Origin of the sequence: Cryobacterium sp. W22_MBD10_FK3 (assembly GCF_052113745.1) — a bacterium.
Lineage (GTDB): Bacteria > Actinomycetota > Actinomycetes > Actinomycetales > Microbacteriaceae > Cryobacterium.
In genome coordinates, this window is record NZ_JBGQOH010000028.1 from 13,731 (window position 1) to 38,986 (window position 25,256).

General features: G+C 69.3%; 23 protein-coding genes. 6 read left to right on the forward strand and 17 right to left on the reverse strand.

What is annotated here, in order from left to right; translation table 11 throughout:
- Positions 1-135 precede the first annotated feature (135 nt).
- Together ACEN2M_RS17440 and ACEN2M_RS17445 are read left to right on the forward strand one after the other, a co-directional pair.
- The gene (locus tag ACEN2M_RS17440; protein ID WP_441649411.1) at positions 136-1,311 is read left to right on the forward strand and encodes a MalY/PatB family protein; all 1,176 of its coding nucleotides are present in this window, start codon (positions 136-138) and stop codon (positions 1,309-1,311) included.
- Positions 1,308-2,609: an O-acetylhomoserine aminocarboxypropyltransferase/cysteine synthase family protein gene (locus tag ACEN2M_RS17445; protein ID WP_441649412.1), complete on the forward strand. Its 1,302-nt coding sequence runs from the start codon at positions 1,308-1,310 to the stop codon at positions 2,607-2,609. Before ACEN2M_RS17440 ends, ACEN2M_RS17445 begins: the two co-directional genes overlap by 4 nt.
- Here the strand turns inward: ACEN2M_RS17445 and ACEN2M_RS17450 are convergent.
- The 4 genes from ACEN2M_RS17450 to ACEN2M_RS17465 all read right to left on the reverse strand — a co-directional run bounded on the left by ACEN2M_RS17450 (position 2,593) and on the right by ACEN2M_RS17465 (position 8,535).
- Entirely contained in the window at positions 2,593-4,227 is a 1,635-nt protein-coding gene (locus ACEN2M_RS17450) for an ATP-binding protein (protein ID WP_441649413.1), read from the reverse strand. The two genes, ACEN2M_RS17445 and ACEN2M_RS17450, sit on opposite strands and share 17 nt — an antisense overlap.
- A 112-nt stretch (positions 4,228-4,339) precedes the next feature.
- The gene (locus ACEN2M_RS17455; protein ID WP_441649414.1) at positions 4,340-6,502 is read right to left on the reverse strand and encodes an ATP-dependent Clp protease ATP-binding subunit; all 2,163 of its coding nucleotides are present in this window, start codon (positions 6,500-6,502) and stop codon (positions 4,340-4,342) included.
- A 111-nt stretch (positions 6,503-6,613) separates the two neighbouring features.
- Entirely contained in the window at positions 6,614-7,894 is a 1,281-nt protein-coding gene (locus ACEN2M_RS17460; RefSeq protein ID WP_441649415.1) for a Y-family DNA polymerase, read from the reverse strand.
- Positions 7,891-8,535: a TetR/AcrR family transcriptional regulator gene (locus ACEN2M_RS17465; RefSeq protein WP_441649416.1), complete on the reverse strand. Its 645-nt coding sequence runs from the start codon at positions 8,533-8,535 to the stop codon at positions 7,891-7,893. The genes ACEN2M_RS17460 and ACEN2M_RS17465 overlap by 4 nt, the downstream gene beginning before the upstream one ends.
- Positions 8,536-8,670: 135 nt before the next feature.
- On the opposite strand from ACEN2M_RS17465, the gene ACEN2M_RS17470 reads away from it, so the two are divergent.
- A complete protein-coding gene (locus ACEN2M_RS17470; RefSeq protein WP_441649417.1) occupies positions 8,671-9,135 on the forward strand; it encodes a DUF6326 family protein in 465 nt (154 codons plus the stop codon).
- A gap of 9 nt (positions 9,136-9,144) precedes the next feature.
- Here ACEN2M_RS17470 and ACEN2M_RS17475 read toward each other — a convergent pair whose 3' ends face one another.
- From ACEN2M_RS17475 to ACEN2M_RS17510, 8 genes are all read right to left on the reverse strand, one after another.
- Positions 9,145-9,549 carry a LexA family protein gene (locus ACEN2M_RS17475; RefSeq protein ID WP_441649437.1) on the reverse strand — a complete coding sequence of 135 codons (405 nt, stop codon included), beginning with the start codon at positions 9,547-9,549 and terminating at the stop codon, positions 9,145-9,147.
- Positions 9,550-9,665: 116 nt separating this feature from the next.
- Entirely contained in the window at positions 9,666-10,262 is a 597-nt protein-coding gene (locus ACEN2M_RS17480) for an alkylhydroperoxidase domain protein (RefSeq protein ID WP_441649418.1), read from the reverse strand.
- Entirely contained in the window at positions 10,259-10,921 is a 663-nt protein-coding gene (locus tag ACEN2M_RS17485) for a CMD domain protein (RefSeq protein ID WP_441649419.1), read from the reverse strand. The genes ACEN2M_RS17480 and ACEN2M_RS17485 overlap by 4 nt, the downstream gene beginning before the upstream one ends.
- 38 nt (positions 10,922-10,959) lie before the next feature.
- On the reverse strand, positions 10,960-11,979 hold the full coding sequence (locus ACEN2M_RS17490) for a putative FMN-dependent luciferase-like monooxygenase (RefSeq protein WP_441649420.1): 1,020 nt from the start codon (positions 11,977-11,979) through the stop codon (positions 10,960-10,962).
- Positions 11,976-13,619, reverse strand: coding sequence for a dipeptide ABC transporter ATP-binding protein (locus tag ACEN2M_RS17495; RefSeq protein ID WP_441649421.1), 1,644 nt, complete (start codon positions 13,617-13,619; stop codon positions 11,976-11,978). Before ACEN2M_RS17495 ends, ACEN2M_RS17490 begins: the two co-directional genes overlap by 4 nt.
- Entirely contained in the window at positions 13,616-14,494 is an 879-nt protein-coding gene (locus ACEN2M_RS17500) for an ABC transporter permease (protein ID WP_441649422.1), read from the reverse strand. Before ACEN2M_RS17500 ends, ACEN2M_RS17495 begins: the two co-directional genes overlap by 4 nt.
- Complete coding sequence (locus ACEN2M_RS17505) at positions 14,491-15,462, reverse strand: ABC transporter permease (protein ID WP_441649423.1); 972 nt, start codon at positions 15,460-15,462, stop codon at positions 14,491-14,493. Before ACEN2M_RS17505 ends, ACEN2M_RS17500 begins: the two co-directional genes overlap by 4 nt.
- Positions 15,463-15,466: 4 nt before the next feature.
- A complete protein-coding gene (locus tag ACEN2M_RS17510; RefSeq protein ID WP_441649424.1) occupies positions 15,467-17,098 on the reverse strand; it encodes a TIGR04028 family ABC transporter substrate-binding protein in 1,632 nt (543 codons plus the stop codon).
- Between the two features lie 210 nt (positions 17,099-17,308).
- Here ACEN2M_RS17510 and ACEN2M_RS17515 point away from each other — a divergent pair, with 210 nt between their 5' ends.
- The gene (locus ACEN2M_RS17515; protein ID WP_441649425.1) at positions 17,309-18,247 is read left to right on the forward strand and encodes a uroporphyrinogen decarboxylase family protein; all 939 of its coding nucleotides are present in this window, start codon (positions 17,309-17,311) and stop codon (positions 18,245-18,247) included.
- A 15-nt stretch (positions 18,248-18,262) separates the two neighbouring features.
- Here the strand turns inward: ACEN2M_RS17515 and ACEN2M_RS17520 are convergent, their stop codons facing one another.
- On the reverse strand, positions 18,263-19,135 hold the full coding sequence (locus tag ACEN2M_RS17520; protein WP_441649426.1) for an RNA polymerase sigma-70 factor: 873 nt from the start codon (positions 19,133-19,135) through the stop codon (positions 18,263-18,265).
- A 141-nt stretch (positions 19,136-19,276) separates the two neighbouring features.
- Between ACEN2M_RS17520 and ACEN2M_RS17525 the strand changes: the two genes are divergently transcribed.
- On the forward strand, positions 19,277-20,518 hold the full coding sequence (locus ACEN2M_RS17525; protein WP_441649427.1) for an NAD(P)/FAD-dependent oxidoreductase: 1,242 nt from the start codon (positions 19,277-19,279) through the stop codon (positions 20,516-20,518).
- Here ACEN2M_RS17525 and ACEN2M_RS17530 read toward each other — a convergent pair.
- Together ACEN2M_RS17530 and ACEN2M_RS17535 are read right to left on the reverse strand one after the other, a co-directional pair.
- On the reverse strand, positions 20,457-21,110 hold the full coding sequence (locus ACEN2M_RS17530; protein WP_441649428.1) for an alpha/beta hydrolase: 654 nt from the start codon (positions 21,108-21,110) through the stop codon (positions 20,457-20,459). The genes ACEN2M_RS17525 and ACEN2M_RS17530 overlap by 62 nt on opposite strands.
- Positions 21,107-22,021, reverse strand: coding sequence for a VOC family protein (locus ACEN2M_RS17535; protein ID WP_441649429.1), 915 nt, complete (start codon positions 22,019-22,021; stop codon positions 21,107-21,109). The genes ACEN2M_RS17530 and ACEN2M_RS17535 overlap by 4 nt, the downstream gene beginning before the upstream one ends.
- Positions 22,022-22,199: 178 nt before the next feature.
- On the opposite strand from ACEN2M_RS17535, the gene ACEN2M_RS17540 reads away from it, so the two are divergent.
- On the forward strand, positions 22,200-22,952 hold the full coding sequence (locus tag ACEN2M_RS17540; RefSeq protein WP_441649430.1) for an SDR family NAD(P)-dependent oxidoreductase: 753 nt from the start codon (positions 22,200-22,202) through the stop codon (positions 22,950-22,952).
- 86 nt (positions 22,953-23,038) lie between these two features.
- On the opposite strand, the gene ACEN2M_RS17545 is transcribed toward ACEN2M_RS17540, so the two are convergent.
- Both ACEN2M_RS17545 and ACEN2M_RS17550 read right to left on the reverse strand, forming a co-directional pair.
- Positions 23,039-23,959, reverse strand: a complete 921-nt coding sequence (locus ACEN2M_RS17545; RefSeq protein WP_441649431.1) for a BadF/BadG/BcrA/BcrD ATPase family protein — start codon at positions 23,957-23,959, stop codon at positions 23,039-23,041.
- A 135-nt stretch (positions 23,960-24,094) separates the two neighbouring features.
- Positions 24,095-25,204 (reverse strand): substrate-binding domain-containing protein, encoded by a 1,110-nt coding sequence (locus ACEN2M_RS17550; RefSeq protein ID WP_441649432.1) that lies wholly within the window; start codon positions 25,202-25,204, stop codon positions 24,095-24,097.
- Between the last annotated feature and the right edge of the window lie 52 nt (positions 25,205-25,256).

A 25,256-nucleotide genomic window follows, 5' to 3' on the forward strand; every position in this document is an offset into this window, starting at 1 on the left:
CCACCCGGGAACGACAGCCTTCCACGTCAGAACGGTCCTCGCGCGCTGACACATGGCGTAAAGGTCGGCCCGCCCTGCCCGCCTGGTTACTAGGGTCAGAAAACGGCCCGTGCACGCTAGACGCGAAAGAACCCGATGACTCCATCACGTTTCGACGAGATCACTCGCGATGAGCTCACCCGCGCCAGCAGCCGCAAGTGGAGCCTGCACCCCGGCACCATCGGCGCCTGGGTTGCCGAGATGGACTTCGGCACGGCGCCGGCGGTGACCGAGGCCCTGCACCGTACCGTCGACGACGGCGAGCTGGGCTATCTCGCCCCCACGACGACCCGGCTGATGGCCGAGGCGACCGCAGACTGGCTCCGGCAGGATTCGGGCTGGGTCGTGCCCCCGGCGAACATCCACCCGGTGTCCGATGTCATGAGCGCCTTCGACGTCACCGTGCGCCGGTTCTCGCCGGACGGCAGCGGCGTCATCGTCCCCACCCCGTCGTACATGCCGTTTCTCAGCTTCACGCCCACCCTGGGGCGGAAGATCTTCGAGGTTCCCGGCCACACCGTCGCCGGCCGCTGGACTCACGACCTGGCCGGCATCGACGCTGCGTTCCACGCCGGCGCCCGCACCCTGGTGCTCTGCAACCCGCACAATCCCACCGGGGTGGCCCTCACCCGGGCGGAACTCGAGGCCATCGCCGAGGTCGTCGAGCGGCACAACGGCCGGGTCTTCGCCGACGAGATCCACGCGCCGCTTCGCTACGGCGGCACCCCGCACATCCCGTACGCGTCGATCTCCCGTGAGACGGCCAGGCACACCATCACGGCCACCTCGGCCTCCAAGGCGTGGAACCTGCCCGGTCTCAAGACCGCGCAGTTCATCACCGCCAACCCGGCCGACGAAGAGGTGTACCAGGTCTACGGGTTCAGCGTCGTGCACGGGGCATCCACGCCGGGGGTCATCGCCGCCACGGCCGCGTACGCCGACGGCCGCGACTGGCTGGCCGAGGTGATCGACTACCTCGACGGCAACCGCACGGCCCTGCGTGACCTGCTCGCCGAGCACCTGCCCGAGGTGCGGTACTCCATGCCGGATGCCACTTACATCGCCTGGCTGGACTGTTCGGCGCTGGGCATTGAGGGGTCCATCGCCGATTTCTTCCGCACCGAGGCCGGGGTGACGCTCACCGACGGCGCCCTGTGCGGCGCCGGGTACGCCAACCACGCCCGGCTGATCTTCGCCATGCCCAGACCCATCCTGGAGCAGGCGGTGCGGCAGATGGCCGCAGCCGTGCACCGACTGAAAGTGACACTGTGACCGATCCCGAAGACGACTGGGCCGGCTACGCGTTCGACACCCGCCAGGTGCACGCCGGCGAGTACGACGACCTCACCAGCGGCGCCCGCATCTCGCCGATCACCATGACCGCGGGCTTCAGGTTCGACTCCTTCACGGATGCCAAGGCCCGCTTCGCCGGCGAGGCCGACGGTCTCATCTACTCCCGGCAGCGCAACCCGTCCGGCGGTGTGGCTGAGCGCCGGATCGCCTCGCTCGAGGGCGGCACCGAGGCGATCGTGGTGGCCTCGGGGCAGGCCGCGATCACCGCCGCGCTGCTGTCGATCGCGCAGTCCGGCGACCACATAGTGTCAACGGCGAGCATCTACAGCGGCACCCGCATCCTCTTCGCCCGCAGCTTCGCCAGGTTCGGGGTCACCGTCGACTACGTCTGGAACGAGTTCGACGACGACGAGTGGGACCGCGTCATCAGGCCCAATACCAAGGCCATCTTCAGCGAGACCATCCCCAACCCGAAGAACGACATCGTGGACATCGGCCGCGTCGCCGCTGTCGCCAAACGGCACGGCCTGCCCTTCGTGGTCGACAACACGATCGCCTCGCCGTTCCTGATCCGGCCGTTCGAGCACGGCGCGGATGTCGTCGTGCACTCCTCGACCAAGTTCCTCAGCGGGCACGGCGCGGCGATCTCCGGAACCATCGTGGACGGCGGCACCTTCGACTGGGCGGCCGCCGACCGGGAGTACCCGTTGATCACGCAGTCCGCGGCGGGCCTGCCGTCCATCGCCGAGAAGTTCGGGCGCACCGCCTACGCGCGGGCCACCCGCGAGGCCGTCGTCAACGACATCGGCCCGGCGTTGAGCCCGTTCAACTCGTTCCTGCTGCACCAGGGCATCGAGACGCTGTCGCTGCGGATGGAGCGGCACCTCTCGAGCTCGCTGGCCATCGCGGCCTGGCTGGCCGGGCATCCGGGCGTCGAGAGCGTGGACTACGCGGGGCTGCCGGGCAACCCGGCCTTCGATCTCGCCCAGCGCCTCTACGGCGGCCGGAGCGGCTCGGTGTTCTCGTTCACCGTGCGCGGCGGTGAGGCCGGGGCCGGCCGGTTCCTCGACCGGCTGCGGGTGATCAGCCACATGACCAACATCGGCGACACCCGGTCGATGGCGCTGCACCCCGCGACCTCCACGCACGCCTCGTTCAGTCAGGAGTTGCGCGACCGCCTGGGCATCGCCGACGGCCTCATCCGCATCTCGGTGGGCATCGAAGACGTGGGCGATCTCATCGCCGACCTAGACCACGCGCTCAGCGCCGCGGGCTGAGCGGCACCCGCACGGTCACCGTGGTTCCCTCGCCCAGCACGCTGGAGAGCTCCACCGTGCCCTGGTGCGCGGTCACGAAGGCCCGCACGATCGCCAGGCCCAGGCCCATGCCGGGGATGGCCAGGTCGGTGGAGTTGCGGGCGCGGAAGAACCTGTCGAAGACCTGGCGCTGGTCTTCGGCGCTGAGCCCGATGCCGTCGTCGGAGACCCGCAGCACCGCATCCGTGCCGTCGAGCTCGACGCTGAGGGCAACGGCGCCCCGCGGCCTGGAGAATTTGATGGCGTTGGTGAGCAGGTTGTCGATCACCTGCTCGATGGCGGCCGGGTCGACCTGGGCGAGCACGACGGCGTCGTCCCTGGCGCTGATGGTCACCCCGGCGGCCTGGGCGAGCGGCCGGGCGGTGTCCAGGCTCGAGCGCAGGATCCGGCCGAGGTCGGCATCGACCCGGTGGATCGGCGGCTGCCCGTCGGTGGCGCTGAGCAGGTGGGCGATCACCGACAACAGCCGCTCAGCGTTTCGTTCGATCACCCCGACCTCCATCGTGATGCCCAGCCTGTCGGCGTCGATCAGGCCCAGATAGCCGATGATCGAGGTGAGCGGGGTGCGCAGCTCGTGGGACACCGTGGCCAGGAAGTCGTCGCGCACGGCGATGGCCTCCACCAGCGGCGTCACGTCGGTGGCCACCACGACGGTGCCCAGCGGATACCCCGACTCCCGTTCCACCACGCCGGCCGAGGCCATGATGGCGCTCTGGTCGTCGTCGCCGCCCACCCAGTAGATGCGGCCGGCCACCAGGTCGCCGCGCAGGGCGCGGGCGGCGATCTGATCGTCGAGGGCGACCAGGGTGGTGCGGTCCACGTCGAAGACGAGGGAGGCATCCCGGCCGTAGGCACCGGTGGCCGAGTCGGTGCGCACGGCCAGGGCGCGGGCCGCCGCGTTGCTGAGCACCACCTCACCCTGCGGGCTGTACAACTCGATGCCGGCGTCGACGGTCTCCATCACGGCCTCGAACAGCGCCTGCCGGTCCGTGGCCTCGAGCAGGGCGGTGCGCAGCTCACCCGAGACCGCCACGAGTTCGCGTTGCTGCGCGCGCAGGCCATTGGCGGCCACGCGGGCGGTGATCGCGATGAAGGCGGTGATGGTGGGCAGGAGCAGGACCGTTCCCCAGCCCACGGCGTCGGTGGGCCACCTGCCGGCCTGCACCAGCGGGAAGGCACTGACGAGGACCGCGCCGACCAGGGCGAGGCCCAGCGCCCACCAGGCGAAACCGTAGGCCAGCCAGAGCACGGGCAGCACGACGAGCATCCCCACGGCGGGGAAGGTGTCGCGCACGCCGTCTCGGAGGAAGGCGACCACCGCCACGTCGAGCAGGGGAACGATGACCAACCACTGGTGCGCGTGCCGTTGCCAGGGTGCGAACATGCCCACGAGGGTGGCGAGGATGAGCAGGCCCAGACCCACCTGAAAACCGGTCTCGAACAGGGCTTCCGGCGCCCCGGCGAGCACGAAGCCCAGGAGCACCGCCACACCGGCCAGGAACGGTATCTGGGAGTACGGGAACTCCCGGATGGTCCGCGGCCGTACCGTCGGCGCGGGTCCCTCGGGTAGCTGCGTCACTCGACGATCCTCGCGTTCAGTGAGGCGTCACAGGCGCAGTTGCCGGCCCTCCCCTGAATTCAAGCAGGTCCGCACGCAATCTCCCCCATTGGGGGCGTTTCGACGCGCCCGGTCAGGCGTGCCCGAGCGGGGTGGCGGCCACGGTCAGGGCGTCGCCGTCCTCGGCGAGGTCCACCAGAACCGTCTCGCCGTCGCGGATGCTGCCGCCCAGCAACGCCGTCGCCAGTCTGTCGTCGATCTCGGTCTGCATCAGCCGCCGCAGCGGCCGGGCCCCGTAGATCGGGTCGTAACCGCGCTCGGCCAGCCAGGCGCGGGCATCCGGGGTCACCGCCAGCTCGAGCCGGCGTTCGCCCAAGCGGCGCTGCAGCCGGTCCACGTAGAGCTCCACGATCTGGGCGAGGTCGTCGGTGGAGAGGGCGGAGAACACCACGATGTCGTCGAGCCGGTTGACGAACTCGGGCTTGAACGCCTGCCGCACCATCAGCTGCACGGCCTGCTCCTTCTCGTCCCAGCTCAGGCTGGGGTCCACCAGGTATTGCGAACCGAGGTTGGAGGTGAGCACCAGGATGGTGTTACGGAAGTCGACGGTGCGGCCCTGCCCGTCGGTGAGCCGGCCGTCGTCGAGCACCTGCAGCAGCACGTCGAACACCTCGGGGTGCGCCTTCTCCACCTCGTCGAAGAGGATCACCGAATAGGGCCGGCGGCGCACGGCCTCGGTGAGCTGGCCGCCCTGCTCGTAGCCGATGTAGCCGGGAGGGGCGCCGACCAGGCGGGAGACGGAGAACTTCTCGCCGTACTCACTCATGTCGATGCGCACCATGGCCTTCTCGTCGTCGAAGAGGAACTCGGCAAGCGCCTTGGCCAGCTCGGTCTTGCCCACGCCGGTCGGGCCGAGGAACAGGAACGACCCGGTGGGCCGGTCGGGGTCGGAGATGCCCGCGCGCGAGCGGCGCACGGCGTCGGCCACGGCCCGCACGGCCTGCTTCTGGCCAATCAGCCGGTGACCGAGTTCGCCCTCGAGGTTGAGCAGCTTCTCGGTCTCGCCCTGCAACAGGCGGCCCACCGGGATGCCGGTCCAGGCGGCGACCACCGCGGCGATGTCCTCGGCGGCGACCTGGTCGTTCACCATCCGCGGGCCCTCCTGCTCGGTCTGCTCGGCCTCGGCGAGTTCCCGTTCGATCACGGGGATGTCGCCGTAGAGCAGGCGGGACGCCTTCTCCAGGTCACCGCGCCGTTCCGCCACCTCGGCCTGGCTGCGGGCAGAGTCCAGGCGCTTCCGCAGGTCGCCGACCCGGTTCAGCGACGAGCGTTCCTTGTCCCAGCGGGCCTGCAGCTCGCCGAGCTTCTCCTGGCGCTCGGCCAGGTCGGCGCGGAGCTTCTCCAGGCGCGCCTTGGAGGCGTCGTCCTTCTCCTTCTTCAGCGCGAGTTCCTCGAGCTTCAGCCTGTCGACGCTGCGGCGCAACTCGTCGATCTCCACCGGGGAGGAGTCGATCTCCATCCGCAACCGGCTGGCGGCCTCGTCGATCAGGTCGATGGCCTTGTCAGGCAGCTGCCGGGCGGTGATGTAGCGGTTCGAGAGCGAGGCGGCGGCGACGAGCGCGGCATCCGCGATCGAGACCTTGTGGTGCGCCTCGTAACGCTCCTTGAGCCCGCGCAGGATCGCGACGGTGTCTTCGACGCTGGGTTCGTCCACCAGCACCGGTTGGAAACGACGCTCGAGCGCGGCATCCTTCTCGATGAATTCACGGTACTCGTTGAGCGTGGTGGCGCCGATCAGGCGCAACTCACCGCGAGCGAGCATCGGCTTGAGCATGTTGGATGCCGCCACGGAGCCTTCGCCGCCGCCGGCGCCCATCAGGGTGTGCAGCTCGTCGACGAAGGTGATGATCTGGCCGTCGGCGTCGTTGATCTCCTTGAGCACGGCCTTCAGCCGTTCCTCGAACTCGCCGCGGTACTTGGCACCGGCCACGAGAGCGGCCAGGTCGAGCGCCACCAGCTGCTTGCCCTTGAGCGAGTCGGCCACGTCACCGGCGACGATACGCTGGGCCAGGCCCTCCACCACGGCGGTCTTGCCCACGCCGGGTTCGCCGATCAGCACCGGGTTGTTCTTGGTGCGCCGGGTGAGCACCTGGCTCACCCGGCGAATCTCGGCGTCGCGGCCGATCACGGGGTCGAGCTTGCCGCTCTTGGCGATCTCGGTGAGGTTCACGCCGTACTGTTCCAGCGCGGTCTTCTGCTTCTCGTCGGTTGCGGGGGCACCCTGCATGTTGGCCATCGAAACATCCTTCGCAATACTTGAGTGGACTCGACTCAAGTTTAAAGTTTAGACGGATGATGGCGGATGCGCTACCGGGAGGCTCAACGGTCGATGATGCGGCCGAGCCGGCTATTTAGCGGCGACCGTGATCAGTTCGTCCCAGTGCGTGGTCGCCCGCGGCGAGACCATCTCCCGCCGCATCGTCCAGGCCCGGTTGGTCTTGAGACCGGCCCGGCCGAGGCCCAGGTTCTCCTGACCGTACTTGGCCGCGATGGAGTCGAGCACGGCACCGGCCGCGAACGGGGCTGGCTCGGTGCCGAAGATGTCCAGGGCCGCGTGCGAGTCCCGTGCCGAGAACTCGTACAGGCTCACACCCACCCGCACATACTGCTGGTCGGCCTGCAACTGCGGGCCGAGCGCGGTGATCGCCGCCCGGTACATTTCCACCGGGTCGTCGGTGGGGTTCGGAAACGCGAGCGAGACGGCGTGGCTGACCTGGTTGTCCCGAAACGCAGAGGTCGAGGCTGTGCAGCCCATCATGTGGGCCAACGACCCCTGCGCGCGCAGCCGGGCGGCCGCGCGCTGGGTGTAGACCGACAGCACCTCCTCGAGTTCGGCCACGGTGCTGATCGGCACCGCGAAGGAGCGGGAGAACTGAATCTGCTCCCGGTCGGCCCGCTCTTCCTCCAGCGGCAGGCAGTCGATGCCGCGCAGTTCCTGCACCACCCGCTCCTGGTTCACACCGAACCGCCGGCGCAGTTGCACGGCGTCGGTGTCGCGCAGGTCGGCGGCGGTGCGGATGCCCATGCCGACCAGTTTCTGCGCCGTGCGGGAGCCGATCCCCCACACGTCGACCACCTCGACCGAGGCGAGAATCGCGGTGAGCTGCTCCGGCGAATACATCCCCAGGTTGCACACCCCCTGCAGAGCCGCGGATGACTTGGAGCCCCGGTTGGCCAGCTTGGCCAAGGTCTTGCTCGGCGCGATGCCGATGCTCACCGGCAGGCCGATCATCTTCTTGGTTGCCAGCTTGATCTCCCGGGCAATCGCACTGACCTGCTCGGCGCCGCCCGTGAGCCTGATGAAACTCTCGTCGATGGAGTACACCTCCTGCGAGGAGGTGTACCGGCCGAGCAGCTCCACACAGCGGGCGGAGATGTCGCCGTAGAGCTCGTAGTTGCTGGACCGGGCGATGACGCCCTTGGCGGCGGCCTCGGCGGCGATGCTCTGCCACGATGCCGCCATGTCGATGCCCAGCGTCTTCGCCTCCTGCGAGCGGGCGATGACGCATCCGTCGTTGTTCGACAGCACGACCACCGGCTTGCCCTCGAGGCGCGGGTCGAAGATGCGCTCGCAGGAGACGTAGAAGTTGTTCGCGTCGACGATGGCGATGGAGGGGGCGTTGCTCACTCGGCGACCCGACGCTCCAGGCCCTCCAGCAGCAGCGCCAAGCCATAGTCGAACTCGTCCGCGAACGCGTAACCGCCCCCGCCGAACAGCTCGGCGCGCGAGCGCGCGATGTGCGGATACAGCTCCGCCGGCGCCGCGACCGTGACGGCGAACGCCTCCTCGGCGCCGTCCCCCGGCTCGAAGGGCAGGCTCGTCTCGGTCAGCGCGAACCCGTACACGTAGGCGTCGATCGCGGAGAACGCGTGTGTCGCGAGCGCGGCGCTGAAGCCCTCGGTCATGAGCACGCCGAGGAGCCTGTCGTGGTGCTGCAGCAGCGCCGGGCCGGGATTGGGGCGCGATTCCATCATCCCCAGCGCCCACGGATGAGCGGTGAGCACCGACCGCGCCGATCGCGCCCGGACGGTGATCGCCTCCCGCCAGCTCTCGCCCACCTCGGGCAGGTCGATCCTCGCGAAGACCCAGTCGGCCAGGTCGTCGAGCAGCGCCTCCTTGCTCGGGACGTGGTGGTAGAGCGACATCGCCTCAACGCCGAGCACCTTCGCGACACTGCGCATGCTCACGGCGACGAGCCCCGCACCGTCAGCGACGGTGGCGGCGGCGTTGATGATCCGATCCCTGCTCAGGGGTGTGCGCGATGCCATAGTCCCATTGTTGCACTTACGCACGTAAGGCCACTCTCGTGATCCACCGTGCTGCCGCTCTTGAATTCTTACGGGTGTAAGACTAGCCTGGCTGGCATCCTTACAGACGTAAGGTGCAGATCAAAGGAGCACCCGATGACAACACGTCAACACCCCACCGCCACCACCACCGCGCTGGTGAACCAGCGGATCCCGGTGCAGGCCAAGCTCGCGGCAGCCTGGACCAGCTTCATGTTCCTCGTCATCTACATCGACTACTTCCACCTCTACCAGCCCGGCGAAATCGACGAGATCCGGGGCGGCGACATCTTTATGTTCGACATCAGCGGCACATTGATGTCAATATTCTTCGCGCTCATAACGATCCCGACCCTGATGGTGCTGCTCTCCACGACACTGCCCGCCCGGGTGAACCGCGCCACGAACCTCGTCGTTGCGGCGCTTTTCATCCCCATCTGCGTGTTCAACGCGGCAGGGGCGTCCTGGGAGTGGGCCTTCTACTACGGCCTCACCATCGGAGTCGAGGTGCTGATCCTGGCCTTCATCCTGCGCTCCGCCTGGACCTGGCCCCGCACCGCACCGCTTTCGCGTTCTCACTAGACACGGTGTCTAGACCCGGTGCAGGCACCTGGTGACGACGCCCCAGACCGATAACTCGCTCAGTTCATGCAACACGATGTCGGGGTAGGCCGGGTTCTCCGGCACCAGGCGCACGGTGTCGCCGTGCAGCCGAAGCCGTTTGATGGTGAGTTCGTTGTCGACGACGGCGATCACGACGCTGCCGTCTCTGGCATCGAGGGACCTGTCGACGATGACCTCGTCACCGTCGAAGATGCCGGCGCCGGTCATGCTGTCGCCGCTCACCCGCACGATGAACGTGGAGGTCGGATCCCTGATCAGGTGCCGGTTGAGGTCGACAGGTCCGTTGTAGTAGCCCTGGGCCGGGGAGGGGAACCCGGCGTGCACGGATTCGAGGGCTTCCTGGATGAAGTGCTGCCCGGCATCCGTCGACACCCCGGCGACCGGCGAGACGAGCGGGTTCTGAGCGTGCACGGCGTGGTTTCCCTTCAGCGACGCGACCTGTCGTTCGCACCACTCTTATTGTGTCGTGCGCGGCGGCTCTCCTGCGCTCAGCCGGCGGCGACCTCCGGCTCCCCGAGCGAGAGCATCAGCCGGTTGGCCCAGTTGAAGAATGATGCCCCGTGGATCGCGTCGGCGATCTCGAGCGAGCTCAGCCCCGCCGCGCGCAGCGCCGCCACATCCGCGGGCCCGAAGGCCACCGGGGTGTCGGTCAGGTGCACGGATGCCGCGATGATGGCGTCCCAGCGGGGATCGATCGTGATGTCGGTGCCTTCGTCGAGCAGGCGCTGCACGTCGCCCGGCCGCTTGGAGTGGTGGCTGGCGAAGCGGGCGTGCACCGAGGCGCAGAACACGCAGCCGTTGTGGCGGCTGGTCGCGGCCGCGGACAGCTCGCGTTCGGCGCGGGGCAGCCCGCCCTTGGTGTTGTAGAAGATGTCGTTGTCGGTGTGGGTTCTGGCCTCGAGCACCTCGGGGTCGCGGGCCAGCAGCGCGAAGTAGGGGCTCTCGGCGCGGCGGCGGTCCACCACTCCGGCCCAGTGCCGGTCGGTGAATTCGTCGACGGGCAGCGGCGGCAGCCACGGCACCCAGCCGAGCTGGTCCTGGGTGAAGCGGTCGGGGCGATCGAGGTCGGGCTGGGCGAGAGTCATCGGTCGGTGTCCTTGTCGGTGTCGGTGTCGGTGTCGGTGTCGGTGTCGGTGTTCACGATGTCCGCGGCGAGTTCAGCGAGGCCGTGCACCACCCGTAGTTGGAACGAGAGGTAGGCGACGAGCTGGGACAGGGTGACGATCCCGGTCACGCTCCAGCCGGCGTCGAGCAGCGCGTCCAGTGCCGCGGGGCTCGCCTCCCGCGGGCGGAAGATCAGCAGGTGGGTGTGTTCCAGGGCGGCGACCAGGCGGGGGCCGAAGAGCTCCCGGTTCTCCTGGGCCACCCGGTAGCGGTCGCCGTCGGTGCTCTCGGTCACGAGCCCGGCCTCGCGGTAGCTGCCGAACGGGCCGTGGCCGGCGCCGCGGGCCAGCTCGGCGGCCAGGGCGGTCGACTGAGCGGGATGCTCGGCCTCCTCGGCGAGCTTGCCGGAGTAGAACGGCCACAGCAGGGCCTCATTGTGCAGGCCCACGGCGAAGGCGGCGATCGTCAACCGTTCGCTGAGGCTGACCTCGGCGTCGTCCACCGGCGAGAACAGGGCGTCGAAGCTGCGTTGGGCGTTCCGGCGGGCGTCGGGGCGGGCGGCGCGGATGTCGGCGAGCGCGCCGGCGCGCTCGGCGCCGAGAATCGTGTCGATGATGTCGACCTGGGTAGTGATGGTCATCTGGTTCCTTTCAGGCGGGGTCGGATGCGCGGGCGAAGTCAGGAGGCGTGCGCCACGGCGGTGTTCACCCAGCCGAGTTCGGGGGCGACACCGGCGGCGATCAGTTCGATCGACCTGAGCACCTCGTGGTGCGGCGGGTCGACGGAGTGCACCTGGAAGGTGATGTCGGTGGTGCGGGCCAGCGCGGTGTCCTGCGCGAGGGTCTCGAGCACGTCGTCGACGGTGCCCAGGTGCGTGTCGAGCCGGCTGATCAGGGTGTCGAGGTCGTCGTCCGGCAGGCTGTGCCCGGCCCGGCGCAGCCCCACGGCGGCACGGCGGAGGCCCGTGGCGGCGTGGCCGCGGGCGCTGTCGCGGTCGTCGGAGACGAAGAGGGTGCGGGAGCCCACGATGCGGGGCGTCACGCCGGCCGGTAACGCGTCGAGGTAGGCGTCGATGATGGGGTTCTGGATGTCGCTGAGCGAGCGGTCCGGCGCATCCGCCGGCCGCGGCTGGGTGCGGGAGAGCATCAGGCCGTCACCGCGGAGACCGGCACGCCGGGCGCCGGCGGCCGAGAACGTCGCCTGCCAGACCCGCTCGGCCAGCAGCGGGGCTTCGGGGTAGAGCGTGTTGTCGGGGTGACCGATCGGCGACCCGGCCCAGGCGGCCAGCAGCACGGCCAGGTGCTCGGTGAAGACCTCGGCCCGGTCGGCCACGTCGAGCCCGAAGGCGGTGAACGATGTGGGCGTTCCGCCGCTGCCCACACCCACCTCGAGCCGGCCGTGCGAGAGCAGGTCGAGCACGGCGGCGTCCTCGGCCACCCGCAGCGCGTTCTCCAGCGGCAGGGTGATGATGCCGGTGCCGAGCCGGATGCGCCGGGTGCGGGCTGCCACATGGCTGAGGAACACCAGCGGGGAGGGCAGCCCGCCCTCGTCCCGGTGGAAGTGGTGCTGGGCGACCCAGGCCGAGTCGAAGCCGACCCGCTCGGCCAGCTGGATCTGCTCGATCGCATTGTCGTAGCGGGTCGCGGCCGGAGCGTCGTCGAGGATTCGGGTGAAGAAACCGAGTCGTTTGGCGGTCATGGTGTTCTCTCCAGTTCGGAATTGACGAGTCGTTGCCCGGGGATCGCGTCGAGCAGCTCACGCGTGTAGTCCTCGGCGGGTGCATCGAAGACGGTGCCGGCGTCGCCGTTCTCCACGACCCTGCCGTTCTGCATCACCGAGATGGTGTCGGCGATGTGCCGCACCACGGCCAGGTCGTGCGAGATGAACAGGTAGGTGAGGCCGAGTTCGGCCTGCAGCCGCTCGAGCAGCGCGAGGATCTGCGCTTGCACGGTGACGTCCAGCGCCGACACGGCCTCGTCGAGCACCACGATCTCGGGGTGCAGCACGAGCGCCCTGGCGATGGCCACCCGCTGGCGCTGGCCGCCGGAGAGCTCACGGGGAAGGCGGGTCAGCGCCGAGGCCGGCAGCGCGACCCTGTCGATGAACTCGGCGACGGTGGCCGCCCGGCTGGTCTTGTCGCCGATACCGAAGTTGCGGAGCGGTTCCGACACGATCTCGCCGACGCTCTGCCGGGGATCGAGCGAGCTGAACGGGTTCTGGTAGACCAGCTGCACCTGCCGGCGAAACTGCCGCAGGCCCTCGCGCTTGTGCAGGGCGACGTTAGCCCCGTTCACCCGGATGGTGCCGCCCGTCGGGGTGCGGAAGCCCGCCACCGCCCTGGCGACCGTGGTCTTGCCCGAGCCGGATTCGCCCACGATGGCGTGCGTGGTGCCGCGGACCACGTCGAAGCTCACCTGGTCGACGGCGCGGAACGGCGTGCCGCGGCCGAACTCCTGCACCAGGCCGTCCACGCGGAGGATCCGGTCGGCGTCGGTGGCGGCGTGCAGCAGGCCCGCGGGCACCGCCCGGGCAGCCCGGTCGCGGGCCACCATCGACGGCGCGTCGCTGAGCAGCTTGCGGGTGTACTCGGTTGCCGGGTCGGCGAGCACGGCGGTGGTGGGCCCCTGTTCCTGCACCCGGCCGTTCTTCAGCACCAGGATGCGCGACGCGCGGTCGGCGGCCACCGCGAGGTCGTGGGTGACGAAGAGGATGGCGGTGCCGAACTCGCGGCGCAGGTCATCGAGCAGGTCCAGGATGTGCTTCTGCACCGTCACATCCAGCGCGCTGGTCGCCTCGTCGGCGATGATCAGCTCAGGCTCGAGCGCGATCGCGTTCGCGATCAGCACCCGCTGTTTCATGCCGCCGGAGAGCTCGTGCGGGTACTGCCGCGCCCGCCGCTCCGGCTCGGGGATGCCCACCCGGTCCAGCAGCTCCAGTACCCGGGCGCGGATGACCGGTGGCGTGCCGAACCGGTGGATGCGCAGCACCTCGGCGAGGTTCGCACCGATGGTCTTCACGGGGTTCAGCGAGTTGTTCGGGTCTTGCGGGATCAGGCCGATGCGCTTGCCGCGCACGGACTCGAACTGGTGGCTCGACCAGCCCGCCACATCCGTGCCGTTCACCAGGATCTCGCCGCTGTCGATCCGGCCGTTCTCGGCCAGCAAGCCGATCACGGCCTGCGCGATGGTGGTCTTGCCCGAGCCGGACTCGCCGACGACGGCGAGCACCTCGCCGGCGGCCACGTCGAACGACACCGTCGACACGGCCGGGGCGTCGCCGCGGCGGGTGCGGTACGACACGCTCAGCTCGCGCACGGACAGGATGGCGGGGATGCTCATGAGGTCTTCCTTCCGAGCGACGAGCTGATGCGGTTGGCGGCCAGGACCACCGCGACCACGATGAGGCCGGGGAAGGTGGTGAGCCACCAGGAGGTGGCCACGTAGTTGCGGCCCTCCGAGATGAGCAGCCCCCACTCCGGCGTGGGCGGCGGGGCGCCGTAGCCAAGGAAGCCGAGGGTGGAGATCGCGATGATGGCCACGCCGAACTGCAGCGCCGCGTAGCCGATGACGGCGTTGAGCGAGTTGGGCAGCACGTGCCGCAGCAGCACGGTGGCGTAGCGGCCGCCGCTGCCGAAGGCCGCTTCGATGTAGTCGGTGCGCCGCACCCGCACGACCTCGGAGCGCGACAGCCTGGCGAACGCGGCCACGCTGCCGATTCCCACCGCGATGGCCGCGTTGGTGGTGCCGAAGCCGAGCAGGATGATGATGCTCAGCGACAGCAGCAGCCCGGGGATGGCCAGGAGCACGTCGACCACGCGCATCAGGATGTCATCGACGAGGCCCCCGGCCGAGCCGGCGATGACGCCGATGGCGCATCCGCCGACCAGCCCCACCGACACCGCGAGGAAGGCGCCGGAGAGCGAGTGCACCGAACCGTGGATGATGCGCGACAGCAGGTCCCGGCCGAGCGCATCGGTGCCCAGCCAGTGCGCCAGGCTCGGCGCCTGCAGTTTCTCGGCCGGGATTCCCACGAGCGGGTTGTGCGCGGTGAAGACTCCGGGCACCAGGGCCCAGAGCACGATCACCGCCACCACGGCCCAGGCGAGCAGGAGGCCGAGCGGGGGCCGGCGGCGGGGAGCGGGTGCGGCGGCGGCGGCAGCGGGGGGCGCCGTGGCGGGGGCATCCGCCGGCCGGTCGAGATGGTCGAGGCTCACGCGGCAACACCGACTTTCTTGCTCGGGCGCGCGTTGGTGTGGCGCGGGTTCTTCAGCCTCGGGTCGAGAACCGGGTAGAGCAGGTCGACGGCCAGGTTCACGGTGACGAAGATCAGCGCGGAGAGCACCACCACCGCCTGCAGCACCGGGGTGTCCTGTTGCGACACCGCCTGCTCGGTGATGCGCCCGATTCCGGCACGGCCGAAGACCGTCTCGGTGACCACGGCGCCGCCGATGAGTTCGCCCAGCAGCACCCCCGCGATGGTCAGGGTGGGCAGCAGGGCGTTCCGGCCCACGGCGCGGCCGAGGATCCAGCGCTCGCTAGCGCCCTTCGCCCTCGCGACCGCCACGAACGGTTGCAGGCTCACCTCGTCGATGCTGCGCACCAGAATCTGGGCCAGCGGCGCCGAGATCGGCACGGCGAGGGTGAGCACCGGCAGGATGAGCGCCTGCGCCGGGCTGGCGCCGATGATCGGCACCAGGCCCAGCTGGAAGGAGAACACCTGGATGAGCACGATGCCCAGCCAGAAGACCGGCACCGACACGAACACCGAGGGCAGCGCCCGCACGAACGCACGCAGCCACGCGAACGGCGCCAGCGTGGAGAGCGCGGCGATGCCGACAGCGAGCAGCACGGCCACGACAATCGCGAGCAGCGCCAGGGTGGCCGTGTCGGGCAACGCCTCCGCCAGCAGTTGGGTCACCGGGGTGCCCTTCTGGATGGAGTAGCCGAAATCGCCGCTGAGGAATCCGAGCAGGGTGTGCACGAACTGCAGCGCCGGCGGCACATCCGCACCGTAGGTGGCGCGGATGTCCGTGATCTGGGCCGGCGAGAGCCCCAGCTCGGGGCTCTCGAACTTGATCAGGATCGCGTCGCCCGGCAGCGCCTGGAGCAGCACGAACGCCACGGTGAACGCGGCGGCCAGCACCAGGGCGGCCTGCCCGACGCGTCGGATCACGTTGTGCATCGGGTTACTTGTCGAGCCACACGTCGTAGAACGACGGGCGGCCGACCGACTCGTACGAGACGCCCTTGACGTAGCTCGCCGCGCCGTAGACCTGCGGTTCCTCGAACAGCGGGATCACGTAGGCCTGCTCGGCGAGGTAGTCCTGCACGTCGCCGGACCGTTCCAGCCGGGCGGCCGGGTCGGCCTCCGAGGCCACGAGTTCGAGCAGCTCGTCGAGGTGGGCGTCGTCGCTCAGCAGCACGTTGCGGTTGAGGGTGTGGAACTGGCTCTTGATCACGTCGAGGTCGGCCCGGCCGACCATCGAGTGGTACAGCGGGGTCTTCAGCGGGTCCTTGATGTCGGCGGCGTAGGTGCCGGAGTCCGCGGCCTTCACGTTCAGCTCAACGCCCACCGTCGCCAGCTGTTGGCTGGCCAGCTCGAGGGTCTGCTGGGAGAGCGGCTGCGGGGCCGCGACGTAGACGTCGAGCGAGAGCCGCTGGCCGTCTTTCTCGCGGATGCCGTCGGCGCCCTCTATCCAGCCGGCGTCCTCGAGCAGGTCCCGCGACGCATCCGGGTCGAAGGTGAGCAGCGCGGATTCGTCCTTGTAGCCGAGGGCGGTCTTGCTCAGCGACGACGTGGCCACCGGGTAGTTCTCGGTGAAGACGGTGTCGACGATCTCCTGGGTGTCGATGGCGGCGACCAGCGCCTGGCGTACCCGCAGATCGCTGACCAGCGGGTTGGTGAAGCGGATGTTCAGCGAGTTGTTCACGCCGCGGGTCTGCGGCGCGTAGAGGGTGATGCCGGCGGCCTCGACCTGGGCCTCGTCGAAGGCCTGCACGTAGCGCACGTAGTCAGCCTGCCCCGAGGTCAGCGCCCCGATGCGCACGCTGTCTTCGGGGGTGACCACCAGGTTGATCTGGTCGAGGTAGGCCCGGCCCTGGTGCTCAAGCGACGGCGGGGCCCAGTCGTAGTCGTCTCGGGCCTCCAGGGTGAGGGAGGTGCCGATCGATTCGGCCGTGATCACGTAGGGGCCGGAACCGATGACCTCCGCGGCGTTGCCGGCGCCGAACTCCTCGTAGGAGCGGTCGAGCGTGGCCGAGGAGACCAGCCCGGAGTTGATGGTGGAGGTGGCCTGCAGGAAGCCGGGCGCCGGGGCGGAGAAGGAGAAGGTCACGGTGTCGTCGTCGACGACGGTGCTGCCGGCGTAGTTGTTGATCGCTTCGGACACCGTCAGGTTGAGGTCGGTCTTGCCCAGGCCGTAGGTGTCGATGTTCTTCGCGACGACGGCCGCATCCAGGGCCGTGCCGTCGGAGAAGGTGATGTCGTCACGCAGGTTGAAGGTGTACTCGGTGGCGTCGCTGTTCACCTCCCAGTCGGTCGCGATCCAGGGCTCGATCTCGAGGGTTTCGGGGTTCTGGTAGGTGAGCCGGTCGGTCACGTTGTTGACCAGGCCGCCGTTGGGATAGAAACCGGCCGTCGGCGGGTACAGCGAGGTGTGCGGCTGGAACTCCAGGTAGGTCAGCGTGCCCCCGGCGACCGGGTCGGTGCTGCCCGCTCCCGCCGTCTGGGGCGTGGCGGCGCAACCGGCGACGAGCACTCCTGCGGTGAGCGTTGCGGCGCTCAGGACCGCGATGCGGGCAGGATTCAATCGAGGCATGGTTTCTCTTTCATGGTTGGCGGAGCGCGGGATGTCGGTGCTGGAACCATCACGCTAGCCAGTGCGGCGAGTGCTCTGCTGGCCGTGTGACTCCGGATGACCCCGCGTGACGCCGTGTGTGCGGGGAGGCCGCTGAGCTCCTCGAAAGGTCCACACTGAGCGCATCCCCTCCGTCATCCCCTCGAGGGGCTGGAGCAGTGGGAGCAGCACATGAAGCAGTCGGAACGATTCGCCGCAGCAGCCGCAGGCACCGGCGCTGACCGCCCGCCGGTGGGAGCGTGGATCCACTTCGGCAGTGCGCTCTGGAGCGCCGAACACGCGGCGGCGGCGCACCTGCGTTTCTACGCGGAGTACGACTGGGATTACATCAAGGTGATGAACGACTACAGGTTCGCCGTGCCGGCGGGGCTGACCGAGATCACCGAGCCCGGCCAGTTGGCCCGGGTGGGCGCCGAGGCGGTCGCGCATCCGGAATTCGACGTGCAGCTGGACGTGCTGCGGCGCATCCGCACGGCTGCGCCGGACGCTGCCGTGATCGACACCGTCTTCTCGCCCCTGCAGACCGTGGTGCGCTCGCTCGGCGACTCGGTGATCCCGCACCTGCGGGAATCCCCCGAGCTGGCCCACCAGTTGCTCGACGCGGTGACCTCCAGGCTCGAGGAGTACGTCGCCCGGTCCGGCGAGGTCGGGGTGGATGGCCTGTTCCTGGCCGTGACCGGAGCGGCGACGGATGCCTCGAGCTGGGGCCTCTCCCCCGCCGAGTTCTCCGCCTGGGTCGCCCCGTACGACCGGCGCGTGCTGCGGGCGGCGGCGGGCGTCACCCGCATCATCCACGCCCACGGCGACGGCCTGAACCCGGGCCTGCTGGCGGACTATCCGGCCGAGGTGCTCAGCTGGTCGCCGGCGGCGTCCGACCTCGCCGTCGGGGAGCTCTACGCCGGCACCGGCCGCGTGCCGATGCTCGGGTTGGACGAGGTGAGTTCGCTCTACTGGCCGCCGTCGCGGGTGCGGCAGTCCGTGTTCGCCGCCCGCGCGGAGGCCGAGGACCGGCTGATCCTTGCTCCGGGCTGCACCCTGCACTCCGACACCCCGCCGGCTGTGCTGCGGGCGTTGCGGGCGAGCGTGGAGCCGGTGCCCAGCCTGGTGTAGGGCCGGCACAGCCGGTCAGAGTTGCTGCACCGCAGTCAGCTTGTCGGGGTTCAGAACGAAATAGACCCTGGCGATTCCGGTGTCGCCCACCGACATGGCGCAGAGGATGACGGCCGTGCCGCCCCGGCTCAAGACGAAGACCTCCTCACCGTTGCCGTGCACCACGTCGACAGACACGTCGGCCGCCACCTTCGCGAGAATACCGGCGAAGAATCGCGTCACGTTGTCCCGCCCGCGGATCGGGCGGCGCGCAGCCGTCACGATTCCGCCGCCGTCGGAATAGACGACGACATCCGCCGCAAAGAACGTCTCCAGGCCCTCAAGGTCGCCGGACTGAGCCGCTGCCAGAAATGCGCGCAGGAGTCGATCGTGTTCCGCGGCCGGGACCTGCCTGGTGCGGGATCCATCGAGGTGGACACGTGCCCGGCGGGCCAGTTGCCTGGCGTTCGGCTCGCTCGTCTCGAGCACACCGGCGATGTCGCTGAAGGAGTAGTCGAACGCTTCCCGGAGCACGTAGACGGCCCGCTCGTTCGGGGTCAGCCTCTCCAGCAGCATCAAGAGGCCCAGTTCGAGGGCCTCGGCCTTCTCGGCCCCGAGGGCGGGGTCGTTCCCGGTCAGGACGGGTTCGGGAATCCAGGGCCCGATGTACACCTCGCGGCGTGTGCGGGCGGATGCTGCCACGGTGATCGAGAGGCGAGTCGTCGCCGTCGTCAGAAACGCCAGCGGGCTGCGAATCTCGGAACGGTCCGTCGCCTGCCAGCGAATCCACACGTCTTGCACCACGTCTTGCGCTTCAACGACGCTCCCCAGCATGCGGTAGGCGATACCGAAGAGCCGGGGACGCATCGCCTCGAATTCGACGGCCAGGCCGGCCAGATGCTCCGTCACAACGCTGCTCCCCGGGTCAGGCGCCGGCCTCCGGCGATGAACGACGCCAACCATACTCCTGTGAAACTTCTTCGCGGGTGTCACGTTTCGGTGGCCGGCCCAGTCAGTACTGGTATCGACCCATCCCGGCAAGGAGAGCCCATGAGCACCCATTCTGACCACACTGTTGTCGTCCTCGGCGCCGGCTATGCCGGAATCCTCGCGGCAAACCGGGTGCAGGCGTCATTGACGCCCGAAGAAAGGCGCCGGGTTCGGGTGGTCATGGTGAACCCCACCGGCGATTTCATCGAACGCGTGCGCCTGCACGAGGTCGCGGCGGGTGTCCGGGAGACCGCGGCGATTCCCCTGCGCGAAATGCTCCACGAACTCATCGAGGTCTCGCTCGGCACGGTTCGTCACATCGACGCGCCGGCTCGCCTGATCTCGGTCGAGACGAGCGCGGGAGAACGGGTCGAGTCGTACGACACACTCATATATTCCGTTGGCAGCATGGCCGCGGTCGGTGTGCCAGGAGTCCAGGAATTCGCGCACCTTCTCAGCAATGCCGATGGGGCCGAGTCCGCGCGGATGCGCATCGCCGGCGGTCGGCGCGACCAGCGCATCGTCGTTGTCGGCGGTGGCGCCACCGGGGTGGAAGCTGCCGCGGAGATCGCGGAACAGCATCCGGCCGCGTCGGTCACCCTCGTGTCGCGGGGCCCGCTGCTCGAGCACCTGCCCGCGGCATCCCGCAGGTCCGTCGCTCGCTCTCTGCACGAGTTCGGCATCACGGTGGTCGAAGGTCGCGGCGTCGTGCGGGTGCTGGCTGACACCGTGGACCTGTCGGGTGGAACCAGGATTCCCAGTGACGTCACGGTGTGGGCAGCGTCATTCGCCGTGCCCGACCTGGCACGGCGCAGCGGGTTGGCTGTCGACTCGATAGGACGCCTGCTCGTTGACGAAGAACTGCGCACAACCCGGTACCCCGAGATTTTCGGCGCCGGCGATGCCGTGCGTCCACCCGCTTCGGTCGGGTCGCACCTGCGCATGAGTTGCGCCATGGCGATGCCCCTCGGGGCGCACGCCGCCGACAACGTCCTCGCGCTCCTGCGTGATCAGGAGCCGACCTGGCTCAACGTCGGCTTCGGCGCCCAGTGCATCAGCATCGGCCGGCGCCGGGGACTCATTCAGCTGGTGGACAAGGCTGATCAACCACGGCCCGTCCGGATCACCGGCTGGGCCGGAGCGATGGTGAAGGAATTCGTCTGCGCCGTGATCGCGACCGGTTCCCCACGCCGCGAGCGCGGTCGACCGGGTTCGCTGATGGTTCCGTCCGGCCCCAGACTCACCGCTCGCTCAGAGAGCCGGTGGCCGCATAGGCCGCAAGGAAATCGCGCACGTCGATGAGCTCGGCCGCGTCGATGCCGTGCGCCAGGCCCGGGTAGAGCCGCTCGACGAGGCTGGTGTGCTGCGGCAGGTAGGCGCCGGTGCGGGTGATCGCGGCTGCGGCGATCACCCTGTCGTCGGCGCCGCGGCCCCAGAAGACCGGCGGGCGGGTCTTCTTGAGGGTGTCGTCGCCGGGCTGCGCCGAGGCCTGCACGAAACCGCCGAGGATCACCGGGGCCAGCACCCGCTCCGGCCGGGTGCGCAACAGCTGGCTGGCCATCAGGCCGCCCTGCGAGAAGCCGATCGGGATCACCCGGGTGGATGCGGCGAGGTGCGCGTCGACCCAGGCCCAGATCTGCTCGGTGGCCGCGGCGAGCGGTTGGGGGTCGGGGTTTCCGGGTGTCGTGATCGCGAACCAGGCCGCGCCGCCGGTGCCGAGTTCCAGTGGGGCGCGCAGCGACGCCCAGGGCAGGGTGAGGCCCAGCGCCGGTACGAGCGCGGTGAGGTCGTCCTCGTTCGAACCGTAGCCGTGCAGCAGCAGCGCGACCGCGGGCTGCGCGGTGGAATCGGAGGGCCAGTCGGCCGAGCGCAGATCCCGCAGCAGGCCGCTCATCGGGCGATCAGCTCGTCGGTGGAGAGGTCGGGCAGCGCGACGGTGACCTGGGTGCCCCAGGGGTCGGTGATGGAGACGGAGCGGCCGTCGCCGGCGAACGGAATCGACCTGGCGGTCAGACGGGCCGTGAGCAGCACCAGGTCCGCGGCGGCGGGCACGGTCACGGCCACATCGCCCAGGCCCAGGCTCGCCGCGCGGGGGCCTGACCCGCGGCTGTTCCAGGTGTTCATGGCGATGTGGTGGTGGTAGCCGCCGGCCGAGGCGAAGAGCGCACCGGAGTAGCCGGTCTGCGTGGCCTCGAAGCCGAGCGCGTCGACGTAGAACGCCCGCGCGGTCTGCAGGTCGCCGACCTGCAGGTGCACGTGCCCGACGGCGCCCGCCACCGCGGGCCCGGCATCCAGCACCCGCTGGTCGAGGTGCTCCTGCAGATAGGCGTTGGGGTCGAGGTACTCGGTGGCCATCCGGATCTGCTCGCCGTCGTGGATCCAGCGGTCGCGGTCGCGGTCGGTGTACAGCTCGACGCCGTTGCCCTCGGGGTCGGTGAAGTAGAACGCCTCGCTCACGAGGTGGTCGCTCGAGCCCACGAACCGGCTGCGCGGGTCCTGCGCGGCGCGGTACACGGTGGCCGCCAGGCTCTCGGGGGTCTCGAAGAGGAAGGCCGTGTGGAACAGGCCGGCCTGGCGCGGGTCGACGCCTGGCAGGTCGGGGGTGTGGATGAGCCGGACCAGCGGCGTCGTGCCGCGGCCGAGCACCCTGTGCACCTCGCGGGAGCGGCTCTGCTCCTCGAGGGGCTCCATCGCGAACGCACCCGAGTAGTAGTCCGACATGGTGTCGAGGTCGCCGACCCGCAGGGTCACCGCACCCATCGACGTCTCGGCGTTGAGGATCTGCTCGTCGGTGGTGACGCCCATGACTGACTCCAATACTCGTGGCAAAATGCTTGCACCGACAACTATACATCAATTACTTGTAGCTGCAACCATTTGTGGGAAGGGAATAGTTATCACCTACCATTGGTTGGTTTTATGTGAACGTATGAAGTTCACCGAATTTTCAGCCCACCCGCAGAACAGATAGGAAGTGGTCCTCATGGCCAGGTTCGACAACAAGGTAGCGATCGTCACCGGCGGCGGAAGCGGCATCGGCGCCGAGATCTCGCGGGAGCTCGCCGCCGAGGGCGCCTCGGTGGTCGTCACCGACATCAAGCTCGAGGCCGCCCAGGCCGTCGCCGACGAGATCAGCGCCGCCGGCGGCGCTGCCGCGGCGTTCGCTCAGAACACCGCGAAGTGGGAAGACTCCGAAGCTGCCGTCGCGTTCGCCCAGAAGACCTTCGGCGCCCTGCACCTGGCCGTGAACAACGCCGGCATCGGCGCTGCACCGCAGATGATCGGCGATTACGACATCGCCGCCTGGGACCGCGTGCGCGCGGTGGACCTGGACGGCGTGTTCTACGGCCTGAAGTTCCAGCTGCCCGCGATCGTCGCCGGCGGCGGCGGCGCCGTGGTGAACATGGCCTCGGTCCTCGGCTCGGTCGGCATCGCCCAGAACGCCGCCTACGTCACCAGCAAGCACGCCCTGATCGGCCTCACCAAGGTCGCGGCACTCGAATACACCGCGCTCGGGGTGCGCACCAACGCCGTCGGCCCCGGCTTCATCGACACCCCGCTCGTGCGCTCCAGCCTCTCCCCCGAGGCCCTCACCGCACTCGAGGGCCAGCACGCGTCGCGTCGCCTCGGCACCGACAAGGAGGTCGCCGCGCTCACCCTGTTCCTGCTCAGCGACGCCGCGTCCTTCATCTCGGGCAGCTACCACCTCGTCGACGGCGGCTACTCCGCTCAGTAAGCGGGCCGAACACCACGAAAGCGGCCGTGTGGTTGCCTCAGCTCAACCGAGGTGACCACAGGGCCGCTTTCGCGTGCGGGCGGGCGTCACGCCGTGAGCTCCGCCCTGGTGATCCGCCGGCGCAGGGCGCTGTGCTCGCCGACCGCGGGCAGCCGGGCCGCGCCGTCGAGCGGATCGGAGCTGTCGATCCCCACCTGGGCAGCGGGCAGCTCGGCGTGTACACGCTGCTCGAAGGCGCGCGCCAGCGCGGCAGACCGGAACACCCCGCCTATTCCCCGCACCTGCGGCGCCTCGACGGTGTCCTGAGCCACTCTGCGCAGCCCGGTCAGGGCGGCGTGGGCGAGTTCTTCGGCGGCCGCGACGATGATCCCCGCCGCAACGGCATCGGTCGCGGCAAGCTCTGCCACGCCGGCCGCGTACCGGGCTATCCGCCGCACCCGTTCGTCGTCGGCTTGCAGTTCGATGTAGGCGTCTTCGAGCGCCGGGAAGTCGGCGAGCACCACCTGCACGAGTGCGGTGTCCGGCCCGCGTCCGTCATAGGCGCGCATCACCGCCTCCAGGGCGGCTCGTCCGATCCAGTAACCGCTGCCGGCATCGCCCATGAGATAGCCCCAGCCGTCGATGCGCGCAACGTCGCGCTCGCCCACGGCGAGCGAGACGACCCCGGTGCCGGAGGCGACCACCACGCCGCACCCGTCGTTGAGGGCGCCGAGATAGGCCGTGATCGAATCGTGCGCCAGGGTCACCGAGTGGGCGCCGAGATCAGCCGCGTCGGCGAGGAGCGATTGAGCATCCGCCGCGCCGTCCGTGAGGCCGGAGACGCCGATGCCGATTTCGGTGGCCGCACCGCCGCGCCGCGCCGCGCCGGCGAGCACGGCCGCCAGCTGCGGCATCAGCGGCAGGTCGGTGCGGATGCCGGGTTCCGCCCAGTCGCGCACGGTGCCGCCCGCGATATGGCGAACCTTGATGCCCGACTGGCCGGCATCGATGGCGAGAATACTGCTCATGAGTGGCATGCACCTATCGTCTCGTGGATCGTTCGTTGACGCAGAACCCGTGCGGCACTCACCGGTCAGGGGTACTGACGCGAAAACCGGCCGACCCCGCAGGGCCGGCCGGTTTTCAGGGGGACCTTCGGTTCGCTACTTGGTGAGCGCCGACAGGTCGGGGTTCTCGGCGTACGCCTCTGCGGCGTTGTCCTTCGTCACGATGACCGGCGAGAGCAGGTCGGCCGGGACGATCTTGTTGCCGTTGTCGTACGACTCGGTGTCGTTGACGGTGGGCTCGTCACCGGCCTGGAGGGCGGTGGCCATGGCGATGGCTTCCTTGACCAGGGCACGGGTGTCCTTGTAGATGGTCGAGTACTGCTCGCCGGACATGATCAGCGGGATCGATGCGGCTTCGGAGTCCTGACCGGTCACGACGGGGAGGACGGCCTGACCGGCATCCTTCACCGAGGTGATGATGGCGCGGGCGAGGGTGTCGTTCGGCGACAGGACGCCATCGACTGCTTCGGCCTGGTAGGTGCCCTGCATCAGGGTGTCCATACGGCGCTGGGCGTTCTCCGGCTTCCAGCCGTCAGTGGCCGTCTGGGCGATGTCGGTCTGGCCGGAGACGACCTTCAGGGTGCCGTCGTCGATCTTCGGCTGCAGGATGTCCATGGCTCCGTCGAAGAAGACCGCGGAGTTGGAGTCGTCGGCGGAGCCGGAGAAGAGTTCCACGTTGTAGGTGGTCTTGTCCGGGAACTTCGCAGCCATACCGTCGAGGAGGGCCTGGCCCTGCAGCTGGCCGACCTTGAAGTTGTCGAACGCCACGTAGTAGTCAACGTCGTCGGTGTTCAGGATGAGACGGTCGTAGGCGATGACGATCGCACCGGCGGCCTTGGCCTCTGCCACCTGGGTGCCGAGCTGCGCGCCGTCCTTCGCGCCCACGATGATGACCTTGGCGCCGTTGGTGACCATGGTCGAGATCTGCTGCTGCTGGTCGGCGACAGCGTTGCTGGCCCCGGCGTACTGCACGTCGCCCTCGAACCCCGCGTCGGCGAGGCCCTCTTCGAACAGGCTGCCGGCCAGAACCCAGTTCTCACTGGTCTTGTCGGGCAGGGCGACACCGATGAGCGAACCGGCGTCGAAGCCGCTGGCGGCTTCCTCGGTGCCGGCCGCGGCACCGCGCCCGGTGTCGGAGGAGCAGCCGGTGAGGCCGAGTGCCGCGACAGCCATGATGGCGGTCGTGGCAAAAAGGATCTTCTTCATTGGGATCTCTTTCTTTTCTGTGTGTGGTGCTGTGAGTGGTGCTGCGGGTTGG